Source organism: Mesorhizobium sp. M1338, from assembly GCF_040318045.1.
Lineage (GTDB): Bacteria > Pseudomonadota > Alphaproteobacteria > Rhizobiales > Rhizobiaceae > Mesorhizobium.
Genome location: NZ_JAMYLL010000008.1, coordinates 17798 through 34887 on the forward strand (window position 1 = coordinate 17798; position 17090 = coordinate 34887).

Here is a 17090-nt window from a genome sequence, read left to right on the forward strand (position 1 = left end):
TTTTGTATATTGCGCCGAATTATGAGTCAATACATATCAGTATTGCGTCAAAAACGGGTGCAATTTGGAATTCCGGTAGAGAGAAAATGAATACAATCGCTACAATCCGTCATTCGAGAGCCGAATCGTCAGGCCAATCGGCACGCCCATCGGGCCAAAGCGGTTTTGTCAGCCGTCTGGTGCGCGTGGTCAGGTCGCTGGCAAAATCGATCGATCATCTGCTGGAGCGTCGGCGCAGCAGGTTGGCGCTGCTGGAAATGACCGATGACCAACTCAAGGATATCGGCGTCTCGCGCTGCGATGCCCACCGCGAGAGTATCAGGCCGTTCTGGGACTGACCCGGTTTTTGGGGAAGACCATGGTCCAAAAAGGAAATGCGGACCGATCGAAGATCCGCATAGCCCTAACGGACGCTCGATGCCCTGGTGCGCGCAACGCCATGATCCGCAAGGATGGCGACCACGCCCAGCACGATAAAAAGTCCGGTGATGGCCGCCGCTGAGATGGCGACGCTGGCCGCGCCGTTCTTGGCGACGTCTAGGAACGGGTAGGGCACCTCGCCGGCAAGCGGCGCCCGCGCCAGCGCATAGATCAGATAGGCGACGGGATAGAGCACCCACCAGGAAATGTCGCTCCACCGCGTCCGACCGTCGGCGCCTGATATCAGCCACCACAGCACGAACAGCACCGGCGTCACATAATGCAGCAGGACGTCGGAGAACAGGAACAGTCCTCGCGGCTGCCAAAGCTGTGCCAGAACCGTGGCGTAGATGATGAAGACCAGCGCGATCGAAACGGCAACGCCAGCCCGCATCCGCGTCCCGGCGAAGGCCGGCAGCCATGCATAGCCGGTGGACGACAGCAGCGAGGTGTACACCAGCACGGCGCCGATGTTGGTCAGGATGGTGAAGAAGCTGAGAACGAAAATGATGGAGCCGAGCAGGCCGCGGCCTGCTTCCATCGACGCCGGAATGCTGATGCAGAACTGCAGGATGAGCCCGGCCAGGCCAATGACCAGACCCGCTATCCGCAGAAAGCGGCCCATGGCTAGGCGGTCGCGGCGCAGGCCGGATTGCCGGCTTGCCAGCGGGCGATGTCCGAGCCGATGCGGGCGCCGAGCGGATCGTTCATCAGCGGCCCGAACACGTCGACGCGGCTTGAATTGCCTTGCGCCTGTACGACCAGCAACGGTTTGCCGCCATAGTGCTTGGCCGGCACCAGCAGGAAACGCGGCGTGCCGCTGAACGAATTCAGTTCATTGGCCATCTGATACTGCTTGAAGGCCGGGTCCTTGCTGGCGATCCAGCATTTATGGGCTGATATCGCCACTTGTTCCATGGCCAGCAACGCCGCACTTTTGCCTGACGGGACCGGCGTGCTTTTCGGGGTCGATTGGCAGGATGCCAGCGCGAAACCCGCGGCGGCAACCAGCGCCATCGTCTTGTTCCTGGTCAAGCGGCCCCCATCTCAAGCTCGGACAGAAAGTTCTCTAGGCCGTCGGTCATCTCGCCCCAGACCCGCGACAATGCCGGATGCTGCGAGGCGATCTGCTCATAGGCGTCGAATTTGGGATAGAAGTCGAGCAGGTCGTGGCGTCCTGTCATGGCGCGGAAATTGTTGAAGATGAACCGCGTCGGCGTCACCCAGGCGTCGGCGAAACTGATGTCGTCACCGAGCGCGAAGGGCCCTTGCGCCATGCGCTCCTCGATCGCCGCCAGTCCATGGTGCAAGCGGACGAACTGGGCGTCGATCTCGGCACTGTTTCGCTTCGGCATGGAATGAAGCTCGAAAAGCTTCATCATCGGGGTCAGCACATCGAGATCGGTGATGCGGGCGAACATGCGCACCAGCGCGCGGTCCTTGGAGTCCGGCGGCAGCAGCGCCGGTTCCGGAAATCGCTCTTCGAGATACTCGGCGATGACCACCGATTCGACGATCGTTTCGCCAGAGCCGGTGATCAGCACCGGAATCCGGTTCATCGGCGAGATGGCGCGAAATTGTTCCGGGATGGGAAAGCCGGGCGGTGGCGCGATGATCTTGAGCGGCACGTCCTTGATGTAGGCCAGCGCCCGCACGATCGACGAATAGGGCGACAACGGCCGCGAATAGAGTTTCATGACCGTTTTTCTCCCCCATAAAGCGGACTTGCCCCGACAAAGAGACAGGAATGTCCGGCTGTTTTCAAGACGCTCGCCTAGATGATTTCAGGCGGCAATGCCAAGCGCACTTTCGAACAGTCCACGGCCGTCGGTACCGCCATGGGCTGCTTCGATCAGGTTTTCCGGGTGCGGCATCAGGCCGAGCACATTGCCGCGGTCGTTGATGATGCCGGCAATGTCGTTGATCGAGCCGTTGGGATTGGTGCCGTCCGCATAGCGGAACACCACCTGGCCTTCGCCTTCGAGACGGGCAAGCGTGTCGGCGTCGGCGAAATAATTGCCGTCATGATGCGCAACCGGCGTGCGGATGATCTGGCCTGGCTGGTAGCGGCGGGTGAACATGGTGTTGGCGTTGGTGATCTCAAGCTTCACTTGCCGGCAGACGAATTTCAGCGAGGTGTTGCGCATCAAGGCGCCCGGCAGCAGGCCGGCCTCGACCAGGATCTGGAAACCGTTGCAGACGCCGATGACCGTCACGCCCGCAGCTGCCTTTTCGGCGACCGCCCGCATGACCGGCATGCGCGCCGCGATCGCGCCGCAGCGCAGATAATCGCCGAAGGAAAAGCCGCCCGGAATGGCGATCAGGTCGACATCCGGGATTTCGGTATCGGTCTGCCAGACAGTGACCGGCGGCTTTCCGGAAATCTTGGTCAGCGCCGCGATCATGTCGCGGTCTCGGTTGAGGCCAGGCAGGAGGACGACGGCTGATTTCATTTGGGTTCGTAAGGCCTCTGTGCTTCGGCGAGTTCTCGCAGATCAAGACGTCTATCTATGCGTTCAAGGCGCTCATCCTGACGGGCGAGAATGCCATAGACGTTATGGATATCGCTTTGCGTGGCCACCATGTGGCCCCGCATCACATTCAATTCCCGTTTCGTCTCGGAAACGTCCTGACGAAGCTCACCGATGTCGTGATGCACACGCTTGAGAAGCTCGAACATCAATTCATTCGTGACTTCCGCCATAGCGCCTCCGGTACAACCTCAGGTAATGGCTACACTATAGTTCTCAATCACCGTGTTCGCCAACAGCTTGTCGCACATCGCCTTGAGATCCGCCTCGGCCTTGGCCTTATCGCTTTCCGCCAGTTCGACGTCGAACACCTTGCCCTGCCGCACCGCGCCGACACCGCCGAAGCCCAATCCGGACAGGGCATGTTCGATCGCCTTGCCTTGCGGGTCGAGCACGCCGTTCTTGAGGGTGACGGTAATGCGGGCCTTGATCACGCTGGACATGCTCCTGTTCGAATGTCGGTCTTAGTGCGGCTTGCCTTTGATGCCTTCGGTCGAGGCGACGAGCACCGGGCCGGTCGGGCGCGGCGGCTCGTTCTCGTTCATGATACCGAGGCGACGGGCAACTTCCTGATAGGCTTCGACGAGGCCGCCCATGTCGCGGCGGAAGCGGTCCTTGTCGAGCTTGTCATGTGTCGCCACGTCCCACAGGCGGCAGGAATCCGGCGAAATCTCGTCGGCGACGACGATGCGCATCATGTCGCCCTCGAACAGGCGGCCGCATTCGATCTTGAAGTCGACGAGCTGGATGCCGACGCCCATGAACAGGCCGGAGAGGAAGTCGTTGACGCGGATGGCCAGCGCCATGACGTCGTCGATCTCCTGCGGGCTCGCCCAGCCGAACGCGGTGATGTGCTCTTCCGACACCATCGGATCGTCGAGCGCGTCTGCCTTGTAGTAGAATTCGATGATCGAACGCGGCAAAACGGTGCCTTCCTCGATGCCGAGGCGCTTGGACAGCGAACCGGCGGCGACATTGCGCACGACGATTTCGAGCGGAATGATCTCGACTTCCTTGATCAGCTGCTCGCGCATATTGAGCCGGCGGATGAAGTGGGTCGGGATGCCCATGCGGTTGAGGTGGTTGAAGATGTGTTCGGAAATACGGTTGTTGAGCACACCCTTGCCGTCGACGACTTCATGCTTCTTCTTGTTGAACGCGGTTGCGTCGTCCTTGAAGAACTGGATGAGCGTACCCGGCTCGGGTCCCTCATAGAGGATCTTGGCCTTGCCTTCATAAATGCGGCGGCGATTTTTCATCTGATTTTTTCTCTGGGGTTCCGGACAGGCGGTATCAGACCATTTCCTGTCCGTCTGCCTGAAATAGTGCGGCTACGGTAGGGTTCAATGCCGGGTCTATCCCAATCGCAACATTTGCTCAATCGGCAAATCCTTCCAATCAACCGCTTTCGGGACTGAAATGCCGCAGCGCAGCATGCAACGAAGCGTATTGACCGGCCCGCGACCTTTTGGTTTGTGCTTTAGCAACACACATATCCACCGCCAACGAATCGAATTTGACCCGGAGGGACGCCATGAGCAGCATGAAAGACCGCGAAGAGGGCTTTGAGCGCAAGTTTGCTTTCGACGAGGAACTTCGGTTCAAGGCCGCGGCGCGTCGCAACAAGGCGCTCGGCCTGTGGGCCGCCGAAAAGCTCGGAAAGTCCGGCACCGACGCCGACGCCTATGCCAGGGAAGTGGTTGTTTCCGACATCGAGGAAGCCGGCGACCACGACGTGTTCCGCAAGATCCGCAAGGATTTCGATGCGGCCGGCGTAGACCAGTCGGACCATCAGATCCGCCGCACCATGGACGAGTTGATGGCGCAGGCGATCGAGGAGATCAAGAACACCTGATCCGGCCGAAGCAGGTTCCGCAAAAGTGTCCTACGGTTTTGCGACGAAGACCCTGCGACAGACCAAAGAATGACTGGACCAATCGACCGCCCGGTCTATCCGGGCGGTTTTTCTTTGCCTTTGCCGCGGTTTCCGGCTGAAACTGCCGACATTAACAAGGAAGCGATCAGATGTCCCTGAAGTCTCGTCTTGCGGCCGATGAAACGCTGTTCACCGCATGGTCCGGCGTGCCGGATGCCCTGACCGTCGAAATCGTCGCCAAGCAGGGTTTTGATGCGGTCACGCTCGACATGCAGCATGGCGGCCATCACGAGGACAGCGTGCTGCGTGGGCTGGTGCCGGTGCTCGCTGCCGGCAAGCCGGCGCTGGTGCGCATTCCCGTCGGCCGTTTCGACATGGCAAGCCGCGCGCTCGATTTTGGCGCCGAGGCGGTCATCGCGCCGATGGTCAATTCGGTGGCTGACGCCAAACTGTTCGCCGCCGCCATGAAATACCCGCCGCTCGGCGAGCGTTCCTGGGGCCCAACCTACGCTTTTCCACGCCACGGCAAGGGCGACCAGGCGGAATGGCTGCGCGACAGCAACCAGCGCACAATGGCCTTCGCCATGGTCGAGACGCGCGCCGCCCTCGATGCGCTCGATGGCATTCTCGACACGCCCGGCATCGACGGTATTTTCCTCGGCCCGTCGGATTTCTCGATCGCCTGGAGCAATGGCTCCACGGTCGATTCGACGCTGGAAAGCATGATGGAGACAGTGGCGTCGGTCGCCGAGCGCACCCGCAAGGCCGGCAAACATGCGGCGATCTATGTTGTCGACCCGGCAATTGCAGGCCGTGTCGTGTCGATGGGCTACCGCCTGCTGGCCATAGGTTCGGAACACGCGCTGATTGGGCTCGGTGCAAAAGCCCTGATCAACAGCGTCAGGGATTCGATCGGCTCCTGAGGAAGTTCAGGCCTTCAGGTCCGTCAGGAATTTGGCGAAGGTCATCGAGCCTTCGGGCCACGGACCAAAGCCCGAATCCGCGTTGAGGTGACCCGTCTCGCCGGCATCGACGAACAGCGAACCCCATGCTCGGGCAATGTCCTCGGCGACATCGAAGGCGCAGAACGGATCGTTGCGGCTGGCGATCACGATGGACGGAAAGGGCAGCGGCTCGCGCGGGTAGGGGCCGAAGGTCATCAGGTGCCTCGGCCTGATCTCGGGATTGGCGACATCGGGCGGCGCCACGAAGAAGGCCCCGGCGACCTGCTTGCGGAACCGCGGGATGGCTTGCACCGCCGTGGCGACGCCGAGCGAGTGCGCCACCAGCACGACCGGCCTCTCGGCCTCGTTGACCGCCTTGGCAACATTGTCCGTCCAGTCGTCGCGCACCGGCTTCGACCACTCCGCCTGCTCAACCCTGCGCGCCGTCGACAGCTTCGACTGCCAGCGGCTCTGCCAATGGTCGGGGCCGGAATTGGTGTAGCCCGGCACGATGAGAATATCTGCTTCCTTGACTTTCATGGCGCTGAGATAGCGAGCCGCGTCGCTTCGTGCAACGGGTCATGAACAGCGCTCTTGATCATAATAGTGAACACGATGTTCGCTTCTTCGCGTCTTGTGTGAACGATGCCGATGGACGATCTGTGGTCAGGAAAAGAAACAGCCGTGGGCGGAAACCCTGACACGGCATACAATGATTGGCGGCGCGGACTTTTTGCCTTGGGAATTTCACCGCAGCCGGCCAAACGGAGCATTTGATGAGTGAACTGCCCTTTGCCGCCACCACGCCGGTCAGCGTTGCCCGCGTTGGGTTGAAAGCGCGCGATGCTGAAAGCCTCGCGGCCTACTATCGTAGCGTCGTCGGCTTGCGGGAATTGAGCCGTGCCGACGGGGCGATCACGCTGGGCGCAGCCAACCGTCCGTTGCTGGTCCTTGAGGCAGATGCTTCGGCCAAGCCGGATGATCCGCGCAGCGCCGGCCTGTTCCACACCGCCTTCCTGCTGCCCAGCCGCGCCGATCTCGGCCGCTGGATCAACCACGCCATCGCCGGCAAGATCACCATCGAAGGGGCTTCCGACCATCTGGTCAGCGAGGCGCTGTACCTGACCGATCCCGAAGGCAACGGCATCGAGATCTATGCCGACCGCCGTCCGCAGGACTGGAAGTGGAATGGCGACAAGATTGCCATGGCGACAGAGCGGCTGAACATTCCGTCGGTCGTTGCCGAAGTGCCGGCGGGTGACGTCGGCTGGCAGGGCGCGCCGGAAAACAGCATCGTCGGCCATGTCCACCTGCGGGTGGGCCGGCCGGAAGACGCCGAGGCCTGGTGGAACCAGGAATTCGGCTTCGACACGGTGGCCAAATATGGCGGCCAGGCGGTGTTCCTGTCCTCCGGCGGCTACCACCACCACATCGGCGCCAACGCCTGGCAGAGTTCGGGCGCCGGCCGCCGCGATCCGAGCAGATCCGGTCTGGCCTGGGTCGAAATGCGTTCGGACAATGTGACCAGCCCGATAACCCGCGAAGATCCCTGGGGCACGGTCATCAGGACTGTTCCCGGCAAAGCCTGATCGCCATCGAGCGCGTCTTTCTCCCCGTCACTATACGGGGAGAAATGCCCGGCAGGGCAATGAGGGGCAGCGCCAAGGTCGTGAAATTGTCAAAGCCTGAATGGGCGCGATCGTCGCTAAAGTCAGCGCTGCCCCTTGTATCTGCACAGGGATGATTTTGTGCGATGGAAGCGACTGAGCCTCGGGCTGGATGGCCATCCGGCCCGAGGCTTGGCGAAGTCGCCCGTTACCCCTGCGGCTACAACCGTGGATGAGCCTGGGATCTTCGCCTTCGTCACGCACGACCGAATAGTCGCTTGGCTCCAATCGCACGCACAAGGCAGGTTACCGTGAACAAGACCCTCTGTGGAATAGATATTTCGAAAGACTGGCTCGACGCCCATATCGAGCCGATCGGAACGGCAAACCGTTTCGCCAACGATGCGGCGGGCATCGCCGATCTGGCCGCCTGGTGTCAGGCCAATGGCGTCGATCTCGTCGTCATGGAAGCCAGCGGCGGCTACGAGCGCCTGGCCTTCCTGCTGTTGTGGGAGATGGGTCAGCCCTGCGGCATGGCCAATGCAAGGAGCGTTCGCTACTTCGCCGAGGCAATGGGCTTCCTGGAGAAGACCGACCGGATCGACGCCGCCGTCATCGCCCGTTATGGGCAGGTCAAGCGGTTGCAGCCAACGCCGCCGCCGAGCGTGGCCCAACAACGGCTCAAGGCGCTGGTCGCCCGGCTTTCCCAGGTCACCGGCGACCTCACCATCCAGAAGCAGCGCCGCAGCGCGGCTCGCGATGCCGAGACCATCATCAGCCTCGACGAGGTTATTGCTCTGCTCAAGCGCCAGAGCCGCCGGCTCGAAGGCGAGATCGCCTCGCTGATCGACGACGATCCCTTGTGGGCATGCCTCGACCAGGCCTTCCGCTCGCTCAAGGGCGTCGCCTCGCGCACCGTGGCCCGCCTCATGGCCGAGCTGCCCGAGATCGGCATCCTCTCCAACAAGGCCATCGCCAAGCTCGCGGGCCTCGCGCCGATCGCCAATGATAGTGGCAAGCGCAGTGGCCGCCGGTCGGTGCGCGGCGGTCGCGAAGGCCCGCGCTCCATCCTCTTCCTCGTTGCCCGCACCGTCGCCAGATACGATCCTCACCTTGCTGCCTTCCATCAACGGTTGCAGGACGCAGGAAAGGAGAAAATGGTCATCCGCATCGCGCTCGCCCGCAAGCTGCTCGTCATTCTCAATGCAAAAGCACGCGACGCGCGCATCGATTTCGCAAATGCAGCTTGACACCCCAGATAGTCGCTCATCCGCCTGCCGGCACCTTCTCCCCGTATAGTGACGGGGAGAAGGAAAGCTCGTCTCAGGCTTCGCCGAACACCCGCTTGAAGATCGTGTCGACGTGCTTGGTGTGATAGCCTAGGTCGAATTTCTCGCGGATTTCAGCTTCCGGTAGCGCTGCGGTCACTTCCTTGTCGGCGAGCAATTCTTCAAGGAAATCAGCGCCTTGCTCCCATACCTTCATGGCGTTGCGCTGCACCAGCCGGTAAGAGTCTTCGCGCGACAGGCCGGCCTGCGTCAGCGCCAGCATGACGCGCTGCGAATGCACGAGACCGCGGAACTTGTTCATGTTCTTCAGCATGTTGTCGGGATAGACAAGCAGCTTGTCGATGACGCCGGTCAATCGTGACAGCGCGAAATCGAGCGTCACCGTGGCGTCCGGCCCGATCATGCGCTCGACCGAGGAGTGCGAGATGTCGCGCTCGTGCCAGAGCGCCACATTCTCCATCGCCGGCAGTGCCATGGAGCGGACCATCCGGGCAAGGCCGGTGAGGTTTTCGGTCAGCACCGGGTTGCGCTTGTGCGGCATTGCCGAAGAGCCTTTCTGGCCCGGCGAAAAATACTCCTCCGCTTCCAGCACTTCGGTGCGCTGCAGCTGCCGGATCTCGATCGACAGCCGTTCGATCGACGAGGCGATGACGCCGAGCGTGGCGAAGAACATGGCGTGACGGTCGCGCGGGATCACTTGCGTAGAGACCGGCTCGGGCTTCAGGCCAAGCTTTGCCGCCACATGTTCCTCGACATAGGGGTCGATGTTGGCGAAGGTGCCGACCGCGCCCGATATCGCGCAGGTGGCGATGTCTTCGCGCGCATGCACCAGCCGCTCGCGGCAGCGCGAGAACTCGGCATAGGCCTGCGCCAGCTTGACGCCGAAGGTGGTCGGCTCGGCATGGATGCCGTGGCTGCGGCCGATGGTGACGGTGTCCTTGTGCTCGAACGCGCGGCGCTTGAGGGCCGCGAGCAGGCCATCGATGTCGGCGAGCAGGATGTCGCTGGCGCGGGTAAGCTGCACGGCAAAGCAGGTGTCGAGCACGTCAGACGAGGTCATGCCCTGGTGGATGAAGCGGGCGTCCGGCCCGACGAATTCGGCAAGATGGGTGAGGAAGGCAATGACGTCATGCTTGGTGACGCGCTCGATCTCGTCGATCGCCTCAACATCGAATTTCGCAGCACTGCCCTTTTCCCAGATGGTTTTTGCGGCTTCCCTGGGGATGACGCCGAGTTCCGCCAGCGCGTCGCACGCATAGGCCTCGATCTCGAACCAGATGCGGAACCGGGTCTCGGGCGACCAGATGGCGACCATTTCCGGCCGGGAATAGCGAGGGATCATCGGTCAGTCCTGACGTATCGAGAGGTTTGCCCGCGTCCTAACAGAGGCGAGCAAAATGCTCAACGCCGCTGGCGCGCAAACCAGACGCTCGCGGCAAACAGGGCCACGAAACCAAGCGGAAAGTAGAGCCGGATGCCCAGCACGACGAACTGGTAGAGCGCAATCAACGTCGTGAAGACGAACTGGAGGGCCCAGGTGTAGGTAAAGGCAGGTGCATGCCACTCCGCATAGTAGGAGCGGTACTGCAGCGCAAACAGCCCAGCGGTCAGGCCGACCGTCGCGGCGGTGAGGCACACGAACGCCGCCGCGAAGGCGACTTCCCAGCGCCTGCCCTGCGAGACCAGCTTCGCGGCAAACAGGCCAATCGGAAAGGCCAGCCCAGCTCCCACAGCGAAAAGCAAGGTGACAATGCGGATTTTCGCCGGGGTCTCCCAGTTGTCCAAGAACAGGGTGACGAGCGCGCTGGCCCCCATCGTCACCGCCCATAACAAGGCGCCGATAAGCGCGGTGCGAAGTTCCGGTATCGCGCGGCGAAGGCGGCTCAGGGCGCGGTCGCGCCTAGCGGGTTGAACAGGGGATGTCACAGGCGGCCGGTCACCGCGATCCAGCGAAAGTCCGGTCCCTCGAAGCCGTATTGGCGCACCGCGATCAGCACCGCGTAGGCGCTCAGACTGTCCATTGAAAAGGTTTGCACGGCGCCGATGCGATAGCCGTTCGGGCAACCCCGGCTTTTCGGTATCGCCTTGTCCTCATGCAGCAGCTTGGTGGCGCCGCCATCCTGCGCTTCGATACGCAGCAAGCGAAAGCCGTTGATTTCGCCCTGGCTTTCGCAGCCTTCGGTGTTGTTCATGCCCATCTCGTCCAGGCGGAACTCGAGTGGTTGGTCGACGGCTGAGAAGATCGGGCGCGGGTTGACAGCCATCCGGTGCGGATCGGCCGAAAGCTCGGTCACCGGGTTGAAACCCGCTGTTATGCCGCGGTTGGCGCTCAGCTCGGCCTGACCGACAATGGCTTCGCCCTTTTGCCGGGCCTGAAGGCGCGCCACATCCAGCTGGGCGTTCTCGTCTTCGAGCCGGACCCGGATCGGGGTGCCCTTGAGAAAGCTGTCGGTGCTGGTGTCGATATAATAGCGGTTGGCATAGGGAAAGCCCGATCCGTCCTGCACGCCATATTCCTCGAAAGCGAAGACGCTGCCGTCCTTGGTGAACCCCAGGATTTCAAGTTCGGCGACATCGCCGGCACGGGCAGCGATCGATGTCGCAAACTGTGCAAGCAAGCAAACGGCAAACAGAAAGAGCATTCGCATCGGTTTCTTCACCCTCAGCCGCGATCGTCTCAATCCCCTACCACGACGAAATCAAAACGTCGTGCAGTGCGAAAGCCGATGCATCCAATCGGCCCGTCATTTGTTATCGTCGGCAGTCCCAATGGAGAACCACCATGACCGACACCAGCAAAATTCGTGAGCATATGGAAGTCGTCGGCGCCGATGGCGTGCATATCGGCACCGTCGACAAGGTCGACGGCCAGCGCATCAAGCTGACCAAGGCCGATAGCGGCGAGGGTACTCACAGGGGCCATCACCATTATGTTCCCGTGAGCCTGATTGCGGAGGTCGACGGCAACAAGGTGTGGCTGTCCGCGAATTCCGATGTCGCGGTGACCTTCGAGGAAGAAAAGTCCGATCGGGTATGATCGAGGGCCTCTGTCTATCCCAAACGCGATGACCAGACCGGAAACAGATCGTTTTCGGCCGGCGTCGCGGCAAACACGCCGCGGCTGATGGCGCGCGCCATCGTGGCGCCGGCCGCGGCATAGAGGTCGATTGCCGCGTCGGCGGTGAGTTCGATGCCGCTCGTCCCTGTTGCCAGCGCGAATACCAGGTCGCCATCGGCCGGCGTGTGCGTCGGCCAGATGGCGCGCACGAAGCCGTCATGCGCCGAGATTGCCAGGCGCTTTGCGGCAGCCTTGGTGAGAACCGCGTCCGTGGCGATGACGGCGATGGTGGTGTTGCCGCCGGCCTCCATTTGTCTGCCCTTATGCTTGTCGCGGTATTTCAGCAGGATCCGCTTCGCGTCGTCCGGCATCGGCGAGGGATAGCCGAGCCCGCCGAACTCGTCGCCGATTTCGAACGGCGCCGCCCAGAAATGGCGGGTTCGGGTTATGGTCACCGAGCCGGTCGGATTGACGCCGGCCAGCGCACCGATGGTTATGCCACTGTCCAGTAGCGTCGAAGCCGAGCCGAGGCCGCCCTTCAACCCCGAAGTCAGCGCACCCGTGCCGGCGCCGATGGTGCCGAGCTCGAAATCGGCAGCGGCCTTTTGCGCTGCTTCATAGCCAAGTTCGCGGTAGGGTGGATAAAGGCCCCAATCCTTGTCGCCGCCGTTGCGCAGGTCGAACAGGATCGCCGACGGCACGATCGGCACGCGAAAGCCACCGACCTCAAGGCCGATGCCGCGTTCACGCAGCGCCGCCTGCACGCCCGATGCCGCGTCGAGGCCGAAAGCCGAACCGCCCGAAAGCACCACGGCGTGCACCACATCGACCGAATTGTGCGGTTCGAGCAGGTCGGTCTCGCGGGTGCCCGGCGCACCTCCCAGGATCTGAACGCCGGCCACCGTCGGTCCATCGCAAAGCACGGTCGTGACGCCGGACTTCAGCCTGGCGTCGGACGCGTTGCCGACGCGCAGTCCGGCGACGTCGGTGATCAGGTTGCGCGGGCCGGTGCGAAACATCAGTTGCTTTCCAAAGGCGCAAAGCGCGTGCCGTCGAAGCGGAAGACGCGGTAGGGGCCCTGGCTGAGGTCGCCTTTCGCGTCGAAGCGGATCGGCCCGATCGCAGTGGTGAAATCCTGTCCGGTCAGGGCCTCGGTCAGCGGCTTGCCCGAGGCTTCGGAAAAGCCTGACGCCGCCTTGGCGATCTCGACCGCCGCGTAGGCGGGCAGCGTATAACCGTCAGGCACGACCTTCTGCGTGGCAAAGGCCGACAATACTTTGGGGTCGGCGACTTCGGCCCATTCCGGCGGTGCGATCATCAATGTGCCCACGGCATAGGGCACATCGCCGAGCGGTGTGCGGAGGTTCTCCCCGCCGGCAAAGACGATGCCCGCCTGGAGCCGTGCGGCATCGCGGCCCATGATGGCGATGTCGTCACCGTCGCCGCCGGCGAACACATGAGTGGCGCCGGCTTTCTTCAGCCGGCCGATCATGCCGATCTGGTTGTCGAGCTGTGGCCGGAACGTGTCGACGAATACCGGTTTCAGCGCTGCCTGCTCGGCGGCCGCCCGCAACGTCTCGGCGATTTCGCGGCCATAGATGGTGCCGTCGTCGATGACGGCGAACAACTCGTTTTGCCACAGACGGGTGAGGGTGGAGGCGACGGCGTTGCGCTCATCGTCGCCGCGTGGCCCGAGGCGATAGACCGGCCAGCCGGTCTTGGCGCGGCGGTCGGTCAGGCTTTCAGTTCGCACGCCAACGGTAATGACTGGAACGTTGGCATCCTTCAGGATCGGCATCGCCGCCTCGATCGCCTCGGTGCACAGGAATCCGACCACGACATTGACCTTGGCCGCGACGAATTCCCTGGCCGCGGCAGCGCCGCCGTCGGCGGTACAGGCGTCATCCACGATCTTGAGTTCCATGCCGTTCGCTTCGGCCGCCTGACCGGTACCGGCCTCGATCTGCTTGCCGAGAATGGCCGATGGTCCAGACAGGGGCGCTGAGACGCCAACCAACAGCGTCTGGGCATTCGCACCACTGGCCAGAAACAGCCAGGATAGTGCCGCTATTGTTCTAGTCCTGGGTCGCATTCGAGCGATGAGGTCCTCTGTGCCGGTCTTATGCTGCTGGCACCTACTTACCGCCAAGACCTAAAGGCTGCCCGACCTTGGTGCAACACGCGAATTTCGGGATATGGCTCAAGCACTTCGCTTGTGGCGGGCTATGTATGGCCATATATGTCGGTGGGATCCTGACCATGGAAAATATACGGTGCTGAAGAAGAACGACATTGGGCCGCAGGCCTACCGCGACGCGATGAGCCATTTTGCCGGCCATGTCCATGTTGTCACCACCGATGGGCCGGCCGGCAAGCGCGGCGCGACGGTGATCGCGGCCTGTTCCGTCTCGGACACGCCCCCAATCATTCTGGTCTGCCTCAACCGTGAAAATCCCAAGAATGAGCCGTTCGTAAAAAACGGCAGATTTGCCTTGAACACCCTGGCTTCGCATCAGGAGCCGCTGTCGGTCGGGTTTTCCGGCATGACCGGCCTGCCGGTCGAGGAGCGTTTCGCGCTCGGCGAATGGGACCTGATCTCGACCGGCGCGCCGACGCTGAAGGGCGCGCTCGCCGTGTTCGACTGCGAACTGATCGACACCAAGGACCTCGCCACCCATCGTGTGCTTTTTGGCAAGGTGACAGGCCTGCGGATGGGCGATAATTTGCGGCCGCTGATCTACCACGCTCGCGGCTACCACGTTCTGGAAAGCGGAGCGCCGGCGTTCACGGAGAAAGAATGACCGAGCTGAAACCGCGCGCCGCGCCGCGGACGATCGACGAGACGCTCGATCTCCTGACCGGCGCGGACTATGTGGCGGACCGGTCGCTGGCGACCGTGCTGTTCCTGTCGTTGCGCATGAAGCGGCCGCTGTTCCTCGAGGGCGAGGCCGGCGTCGGCAAGACCGAGATCGCCAAGGTGCTGGCGCAGGCGCTCGGCCGCCGGCTGATCCGCCTGCAGTGCTATGAAGGCCTCGACGTCTCGTCTGCCGTCTATGAGTGGAACTATGCCGCGCAGATGATCGAGATCCGCATGGAGGAGGCGGCCGGCAAGGTCGAGCGCTCCGCCATGGAGCGCAACGTCTTCTCCGAAAAATACCTGATCCGCCGCCCGGTGCTCGATGCGCTGACCGGCAAGGCGGGGGCTGCTCCGGTTTTCCTGATCGACGAGCTCGATCGCACCGACGAGGCGTTCGAAGCTTTCCTGCTCGAAATCCTGTCCGACTTCCAGGTCACGGTGCCTGAACTCGGCACCATCAAGGCGGAAGAGCCGCCGATCGTCATCATCACCACCAACCGTACCCGCGAAATCCACGACGCGCTGAAACGGCGCTGCCTCTATCATTGGGTCGACTATCCCAATGCCGAGCGCGAACTGGAAATCGTGCGCCGCAAGGTGCCGCAGGCCAATCAACGGCTTTCGGCCGAAGTGGTCTCCTTCATCCAGAAGCTGCGCCAGATCGAGCTGTTCAAGGTGCCGGGTGTCGCCGAGACCATCGACTGGGCCGGCGCGCTGACCGAGCTCGACAAGGTGGCGCTCGATCCTGAAACCGTCTCCGACACGATCGGCGTGCTGCTGAAATATCAGGACGACATTGCCCGTATCGAACAGGGCGAAGGCCGGCGCATCCTCAACGAGGTGAAGGCCGAGCTTTCGGCAGCGGAGTAGGCGATGCCGAACCAGGAGCCGAAAGAAGCGAAGGCCGACGGGCGGATCGCCGACAACATCGTCTATTTCGCCCGCATTCTGCGCAAGTCCGGCATGAGGGTCGGGCCGGCTTCGGTCAAGGACGCCATCGAGGCGGTGCTGGTCGCCGGCATCGGCTCGCGGGATGATTTCTACTGGACCCTGCACGCCGTGCTGGTGTCGCGGCACGAGGACCACGCCACTTTCGACGAAGCCTTCCGGCTGTTCTGGAAATCGCGCGAGCTGATTGAAAAGATGCTGGCGATGTTTTCGCCGGTGGCGCCTGATGTCAGGGAGAAGCAGAAGCCGCGCGCCGCCGAGAACCGTGTCAGCCAGGCGATGTTCGAAGGCCATCAGAAGAACCAGCCGGCCCAGGAAATTCCCGAGATCGAGGTCGACGCCCGCTTCACTTTTTCCGGCAATGAGGTGCTGCGCGGCAAGGACTTTGCCCAGATGAATGCGGCCGAGATGGCTGACGCCAAGAAGGCGATCGCCCAGTTGCGGCTGCCTTTCGACATGGTGCGGACGCGGCGTTTCAAGGCCGATGCGCATGGCCGTCGCGTCGATCCGCGCGCCATGATGCGCTCAGCGGCGCGCACCGGCGGTGAACTGATCCTGCCGAAATTCCGCTCAGCTCGCGAGGTTCATCCGCCGCTGGTTGTGCTGGCCGACATTTCCGGCTCGATGAGCCAGTACACGCGCATTTTCCTGCATTTCCTGCATGCGCTGACGGAAAAACGCCGGCGTGTGCACACGTTCGTTTTCGGCACCCGGCTCACCAACCTGACCCGGCAGATGCGTCATCGCGACCCCGATGCCGCCCTTGCCGATTGTTCGACGGCGGTCAGGGACTGGTCGGGAGGCACCCGCATCGGCGACACGCTGGCCGAGTTCAACCTGATATGGTCGCGGCGCGTGCTGGGGCAGGGCGCGGTCGTGCTTCTGATCACCGACGGACTGGAGCGCGACGATGTCGCCGGACTGTCGGAGGAAATGGAGCGCCTGCACAAATCCTGCCGGCGGCTGATCTGGCTGAACCCGCTGCTGCGCTTCGACGGTTTCCAGGCGCGCGCCCGCGGCGTCAAGGCGATGCTGCCGCATGTCGACGAGTTTCGCTCGGTGCACAATCTCGACGCGCTGGCCGATCTCTGCGCGTCGCTGGACAAGAAGTCGGCACAATCCGTTGATCCGCGCCGATGGCTGGAAGCTGGCGCGAGGCACGCCGCATAGCCATATGTTTGCCAGTTCTTTAGGAAAAACAGACCCTGAGAGAAGCAACGATGAGCGACAGCATTTATCTAGATGAGGCCCGCGACCCCTTGATCATCGCGGAGGGCTGGATGAAGGACGGCAAGGACGTGGCCATCGCGACAGTGGTCGAGACGTGGGGATCAGCGCCTCGCCCCGTAGGCAGCCATCTGGTCATCGATGCGGACGGCAATTTCCAGGGCTCCGTTTCGGGCGGATGCGTCGAAGGCGCGGTGGTGACCGAGGCCATCGACGTCATCGACAGCGGCAAGGCCCGGATGCTGGAGTTCGGTGTTGCCGACGAAACCGCCTGGCAGGTCGGCCTGTCCTGTGGCGGCCGCATCAAGGTCTATGTGGAAAGACTGGGCTGAT

General features: G+C 62.5%; 23 protein-coding genes. 10 read left to right on the forward strand and 13 right to left on the reverse strand.

All coding sequences use genetic code 11. From position 1 onward, the window contains the following. The first annotated feature begins 86 nt into the window (after window positions 1–86). Window positions 87–338 carry a DUF1127 domain-containing protein gene (locus tag NKH19_RS10300; RefSeq protein WP_352864641.1) on the forward strand — a complete coding sequence of 84 codons (252 nt, stop codon included), beginning with the start codon at window positions 87–89 and terminating at the stop codon, window positions 336–338. Window positions 339–403: 65 nt separating this feature from the next. Here the strand turns inward: NKH19_RS10300 and NKH19_RS10305 are convergent, their stop codons facing one another. The 7 genes from NKH19_RS10305 to purC form a co-directional block, all read right to left on the reverse strand. Continuing rightward, window positions 404–1045, reverse strand: a complete 642-nt coding sequence (locus NKH19_RS10305; RefSeq protein ID WP_352864003.1) for a Pr6Pr family membrane protein — start codon at window positions 1043–1045, stop codon at window positions 404–406. Between the two features lie 2 nt (window positions 1046–1047). Further along, the gene (locus NKH19_RS10310; RefSeq protein WP_502910904.1) at window positions 1048–1437 is read right to left on the reverse strand and encodes a hypothetical protein; all 390 of its coding nucleotides are present in this window, start codon (window positions 1435–1437) and stop codon (window positions 1048–1050) included. Between the two features lie 14 nt (window positions 1438–1451). Beyond that, on the reverse strand, window positions 1452–2117 hold the full coding sequence (locus tag NKH19_RS10315; protein WP_352864006.1) for a glutathione S-transferase family protein: 666 nt from the start codon (window positions 2115–2117) through the stop codon (window positions 1452–1454). An 87-nt stretch (window positions 2118–2204) separates the two neighbouring features. Next, window positions 2205–2873 (reverse strand): phosphoribosylformylglycinamidine synthase subunit PurQ, encoded by a 669-nt coding sequence (gene purQ, locus NKH19_RS10320; RefSeq protein ID WP_352629143.1) that lies wholly within the window; start codon window positions 2871–2873, stop codon window positions 2205–2207. Continuing rightward, entirely contained in the window at window positions 2870–3124 is a 255-nt protein-coding gene (locus NKH19_RS10325; protein ID WP_352864008.1) for a hypothetical protein, read from the reverse strand. Before NKH19_RS10325 ends, purQ begins: the two co-directional genes overlap by 4 nt. Window positions 3125–3142: 18 nt before the next feature. Further along, window positions 3143–3385, reverse strand: coding sequence for a phosphoribosylformylglycinamidine synthase subunit PurS (gene purS / locus NKH19_RS10330; RefSeq protein ID WP_023759521.1), 243 nt, complete (start codon window positions 3383–3385; stop codon window positions 3143–3145). Between the two features lie 30 nt (window positions 3386–3415). Continuing rightward, window positions 3416–4210 (reverse strand): phosphoribosylaminoimidazolesuccinocarboxamide synthase, encoded by a 795-nt coding sequence (gene purC / locus NKH19_RS10335; RefSeq protein ID WP_352864010.1) that lies wholly within the window; start codon window positions 4208–4210, stop codon window positions 3416–3418. Window positions 4211–4485: 275 nt separating this feature from the next. On the opposite strand from purC, the gene NKH19_RS10340 reads away from it, so the two are divergent. Continuing rightward, window positions 4486–4806 carry a DUF1476 domain-containing protein gene (locus NKH19_RS10340; RefSeq protein ID WP_352864012.1) on the forward strand — a complete coding sequence of 107 codons (321 nt, stop codon included), beginning with the start codon at window positions 4486–4488 and terminating at the stop codon, window positions 4804–4806. Between the two features lie 170 nt (window positions 4807–4976). Continuing rightward, a complete protein-coding gene (locus tag NKH19_RS10345) occupies window positions 4977–5750 on the forward strand; it encodes an HpcH/HpaI aldolase family protein (RefSeq protein ID WP_352864014.1) in 774 nt (257 codons plus the stop codon). Window positions 5751–5756: 6 nt separating this feature from the next. Here the strand turns inward: NKH19_RS10345 and NKH19_RS10350 are convergent, their stop codons facing one another. Continuing rightward, complete coding sequence (locus NKH19_RS10350) at window positions 5757–6311, reverse strand: RBBP9/YdeN family alpha/beta hydrolase (protein ID WP_352864016.1); 555 nt, start codon at window positions 6309–6311, stop codon at window positions 5757–5759. A gap of 236 nt (window positions 6312–6547) precedes the next feature. Here NKH19_RS10350 and NKH19_RS10355 point away from each other — a divergent pair, with 236 nt between their 5' ends. Next, window positions 6548–7360 (forward strand): VOC family protein, encoded by an 813-nt coding sequence (locus tag NKH19_RS10355; protein ID WP_352864017.1) that lies wholly within the window; start codon window positions 6548–6550, stop codon window positions 7358–7360. 329 nt (window positions 7361–7689) lie between these two features. Further along, window positions 7690–8628, forward strand: a complete 939-nt coding sequence (locus tag NKH19_RS10360; RefSeq protein ID WP_352864019.1) for an IS110 family RNA-guided transposase — start codon at window positions 7690–7692, stop codon at window positions 8626–8628. A gap of 73 nt (window positions 8629–8701) precedes the next feature. On the opposite strand, the gene purB is transcribed toward NKH19_RS10360, so the two are convergent. The 3 genes from purB to NKH19_RS10375 all read right to left on the reverse strand — a co-directional run bounded on the left by purB (window position 8702) and on the right by NKH19_RS10375 (window position 11315). Further along, window positions 8702–10009 carry an adenylosuccinate lyase gene (gene purB / locus NKH19_RS10365; protein ID WP_352864021.1) on the reverse strand — a complete coding sequence of 436 codons (1308 nt, stop codon included), beginning with the start codon at window positions 10007–10009 and terminating at the stop codon, window positions 8702–8704. Window positions 10010–10068: 59 nt separating this feature from the next. Then, the gene (locus NKH19_RS10370; protein WP_352864023.1) at window positions 10069–10482 is read right to left on the reverse strand and encodes a hypothetical protein; all 414 of its coding nucleotides are present in this window, start codon (window positions 10480–10482) and stop codon (window positions 10069–10071) included. 107 nt (window positions 10483–10589) lie between these two features. Further along, window positions 10590–11315: a DUF2259 domain-containing protein gene (locus tag NKH19_RS10375; protein WP_352864025.1), complete on the reverse strand. Its 726-nt coding sequence runs from the start codon at window positions 11313–11315 to the stop codon at window positions 10590–10592. 134 nt (window positions 11316–11449) lie between these two features. Here NKH19_RS10375 and NKH19_RS10380 point away from each other — a divergent pair, with 134 nt between their 5' ends. Next, entirely contained in the window at window positions 11450–11704 is a 255-nt protein-coding gene (locus NKH19_RS10380) for a DUF2171 domain-containing protein (RefSeq protein ID WP_352864027.1), read from the forward strand. Window positions 11705–11718: 14 nt separating this feature from the next. Here NKH19_RS10380 and NKH19_RS10385 read toward each other — a convergent pair whose 3' ends face one another. Both NKH19_RS10385 and NKH19_RS10390 read right to left on the reverse strand, forming a co-directional pair. Then, window positions 11719–12744, reverse strand: coding sequence for a P1 family peptidase (locus NKH19_RS10385; protein ID WP_352864029.1), 1026 nt, complete (start codon window positions 12742–12744; stop codon window positions 11719–11721). Continuing rightward, window positions 12744–13817 carry a branched-chain amino acid ABC transporter substrate-binding protein gene (locus NKH19_RS10390; protein WP_352864031.1) on the reverse strand — a complete coding sequence of 358 codons (1074 nt, stop codon included), beginning with the start codon at window positions 13815–13817 and terminating at the stop codon, window positions 12744–12746. Before NKH19_RS10390 ends, NKH19_RS10385 begins: the two co-directional genes overlap by 1 nt. A gap of 181 nt (window positions 13818–13998) precedes the next feature. Between NKH19_RS10390 and NKH19_RS10395 the strand changes: the two genes are divergently transcribed. Genes NKH19_RS10395 through NKH19_RS10410 form a run of 4 tightly spaced genes read left to right on the forward strand, consistent with a single transcriptional unit; the run spans window position 13999 to window position 17089 of the window. Beyond that, entirely contained in the window at window positions 13999–14526 is a 528-nt protein-coding gene (locus NKH19_RS10395; protein WP_352864032.1) for a flavin reductase, read from the forward strand. Then, window positions 14523–15452 (forward strand): AAA family ATPase, encoded by a 930-nt coding sequence (locus NKH19_RS10400; protein ID WP_013532114.1) that lies wholly within the window; start codon window positions 14523–14525, stop codon window positions 15450–15452. The genes NKH19_RS10395 and NKH19_RS10400 overlap by 4 nt, the downstream gene beginning before the upstream one ends. Window positions 15453–15455: 3 nt before the next feature. Further along, window positions 15456–16700 (forward strand): vWA domain-containing protein, encoded by a 1245-nt coding sequence (locus NKH19_RS10405; protein ID WP_352864034.1) that lies wholly within the window; start codon window positions 15456–15458, stop codon window positions 16698–16700. Window positions 16701–16750: 50 nt separating this feature from the next. Beyond that, window positions 16751–17089, forward strand: coding sequence for an XdhC family protein (locus NKH19_RS10410; RefSeq protein WP_352864035.1), 339 nt, complete (start codon window positions 16751–16753; stop codon window positions 17087–17089). The last annotated feature ends 1 nt before the right edge of the window (window position 17090 follow it).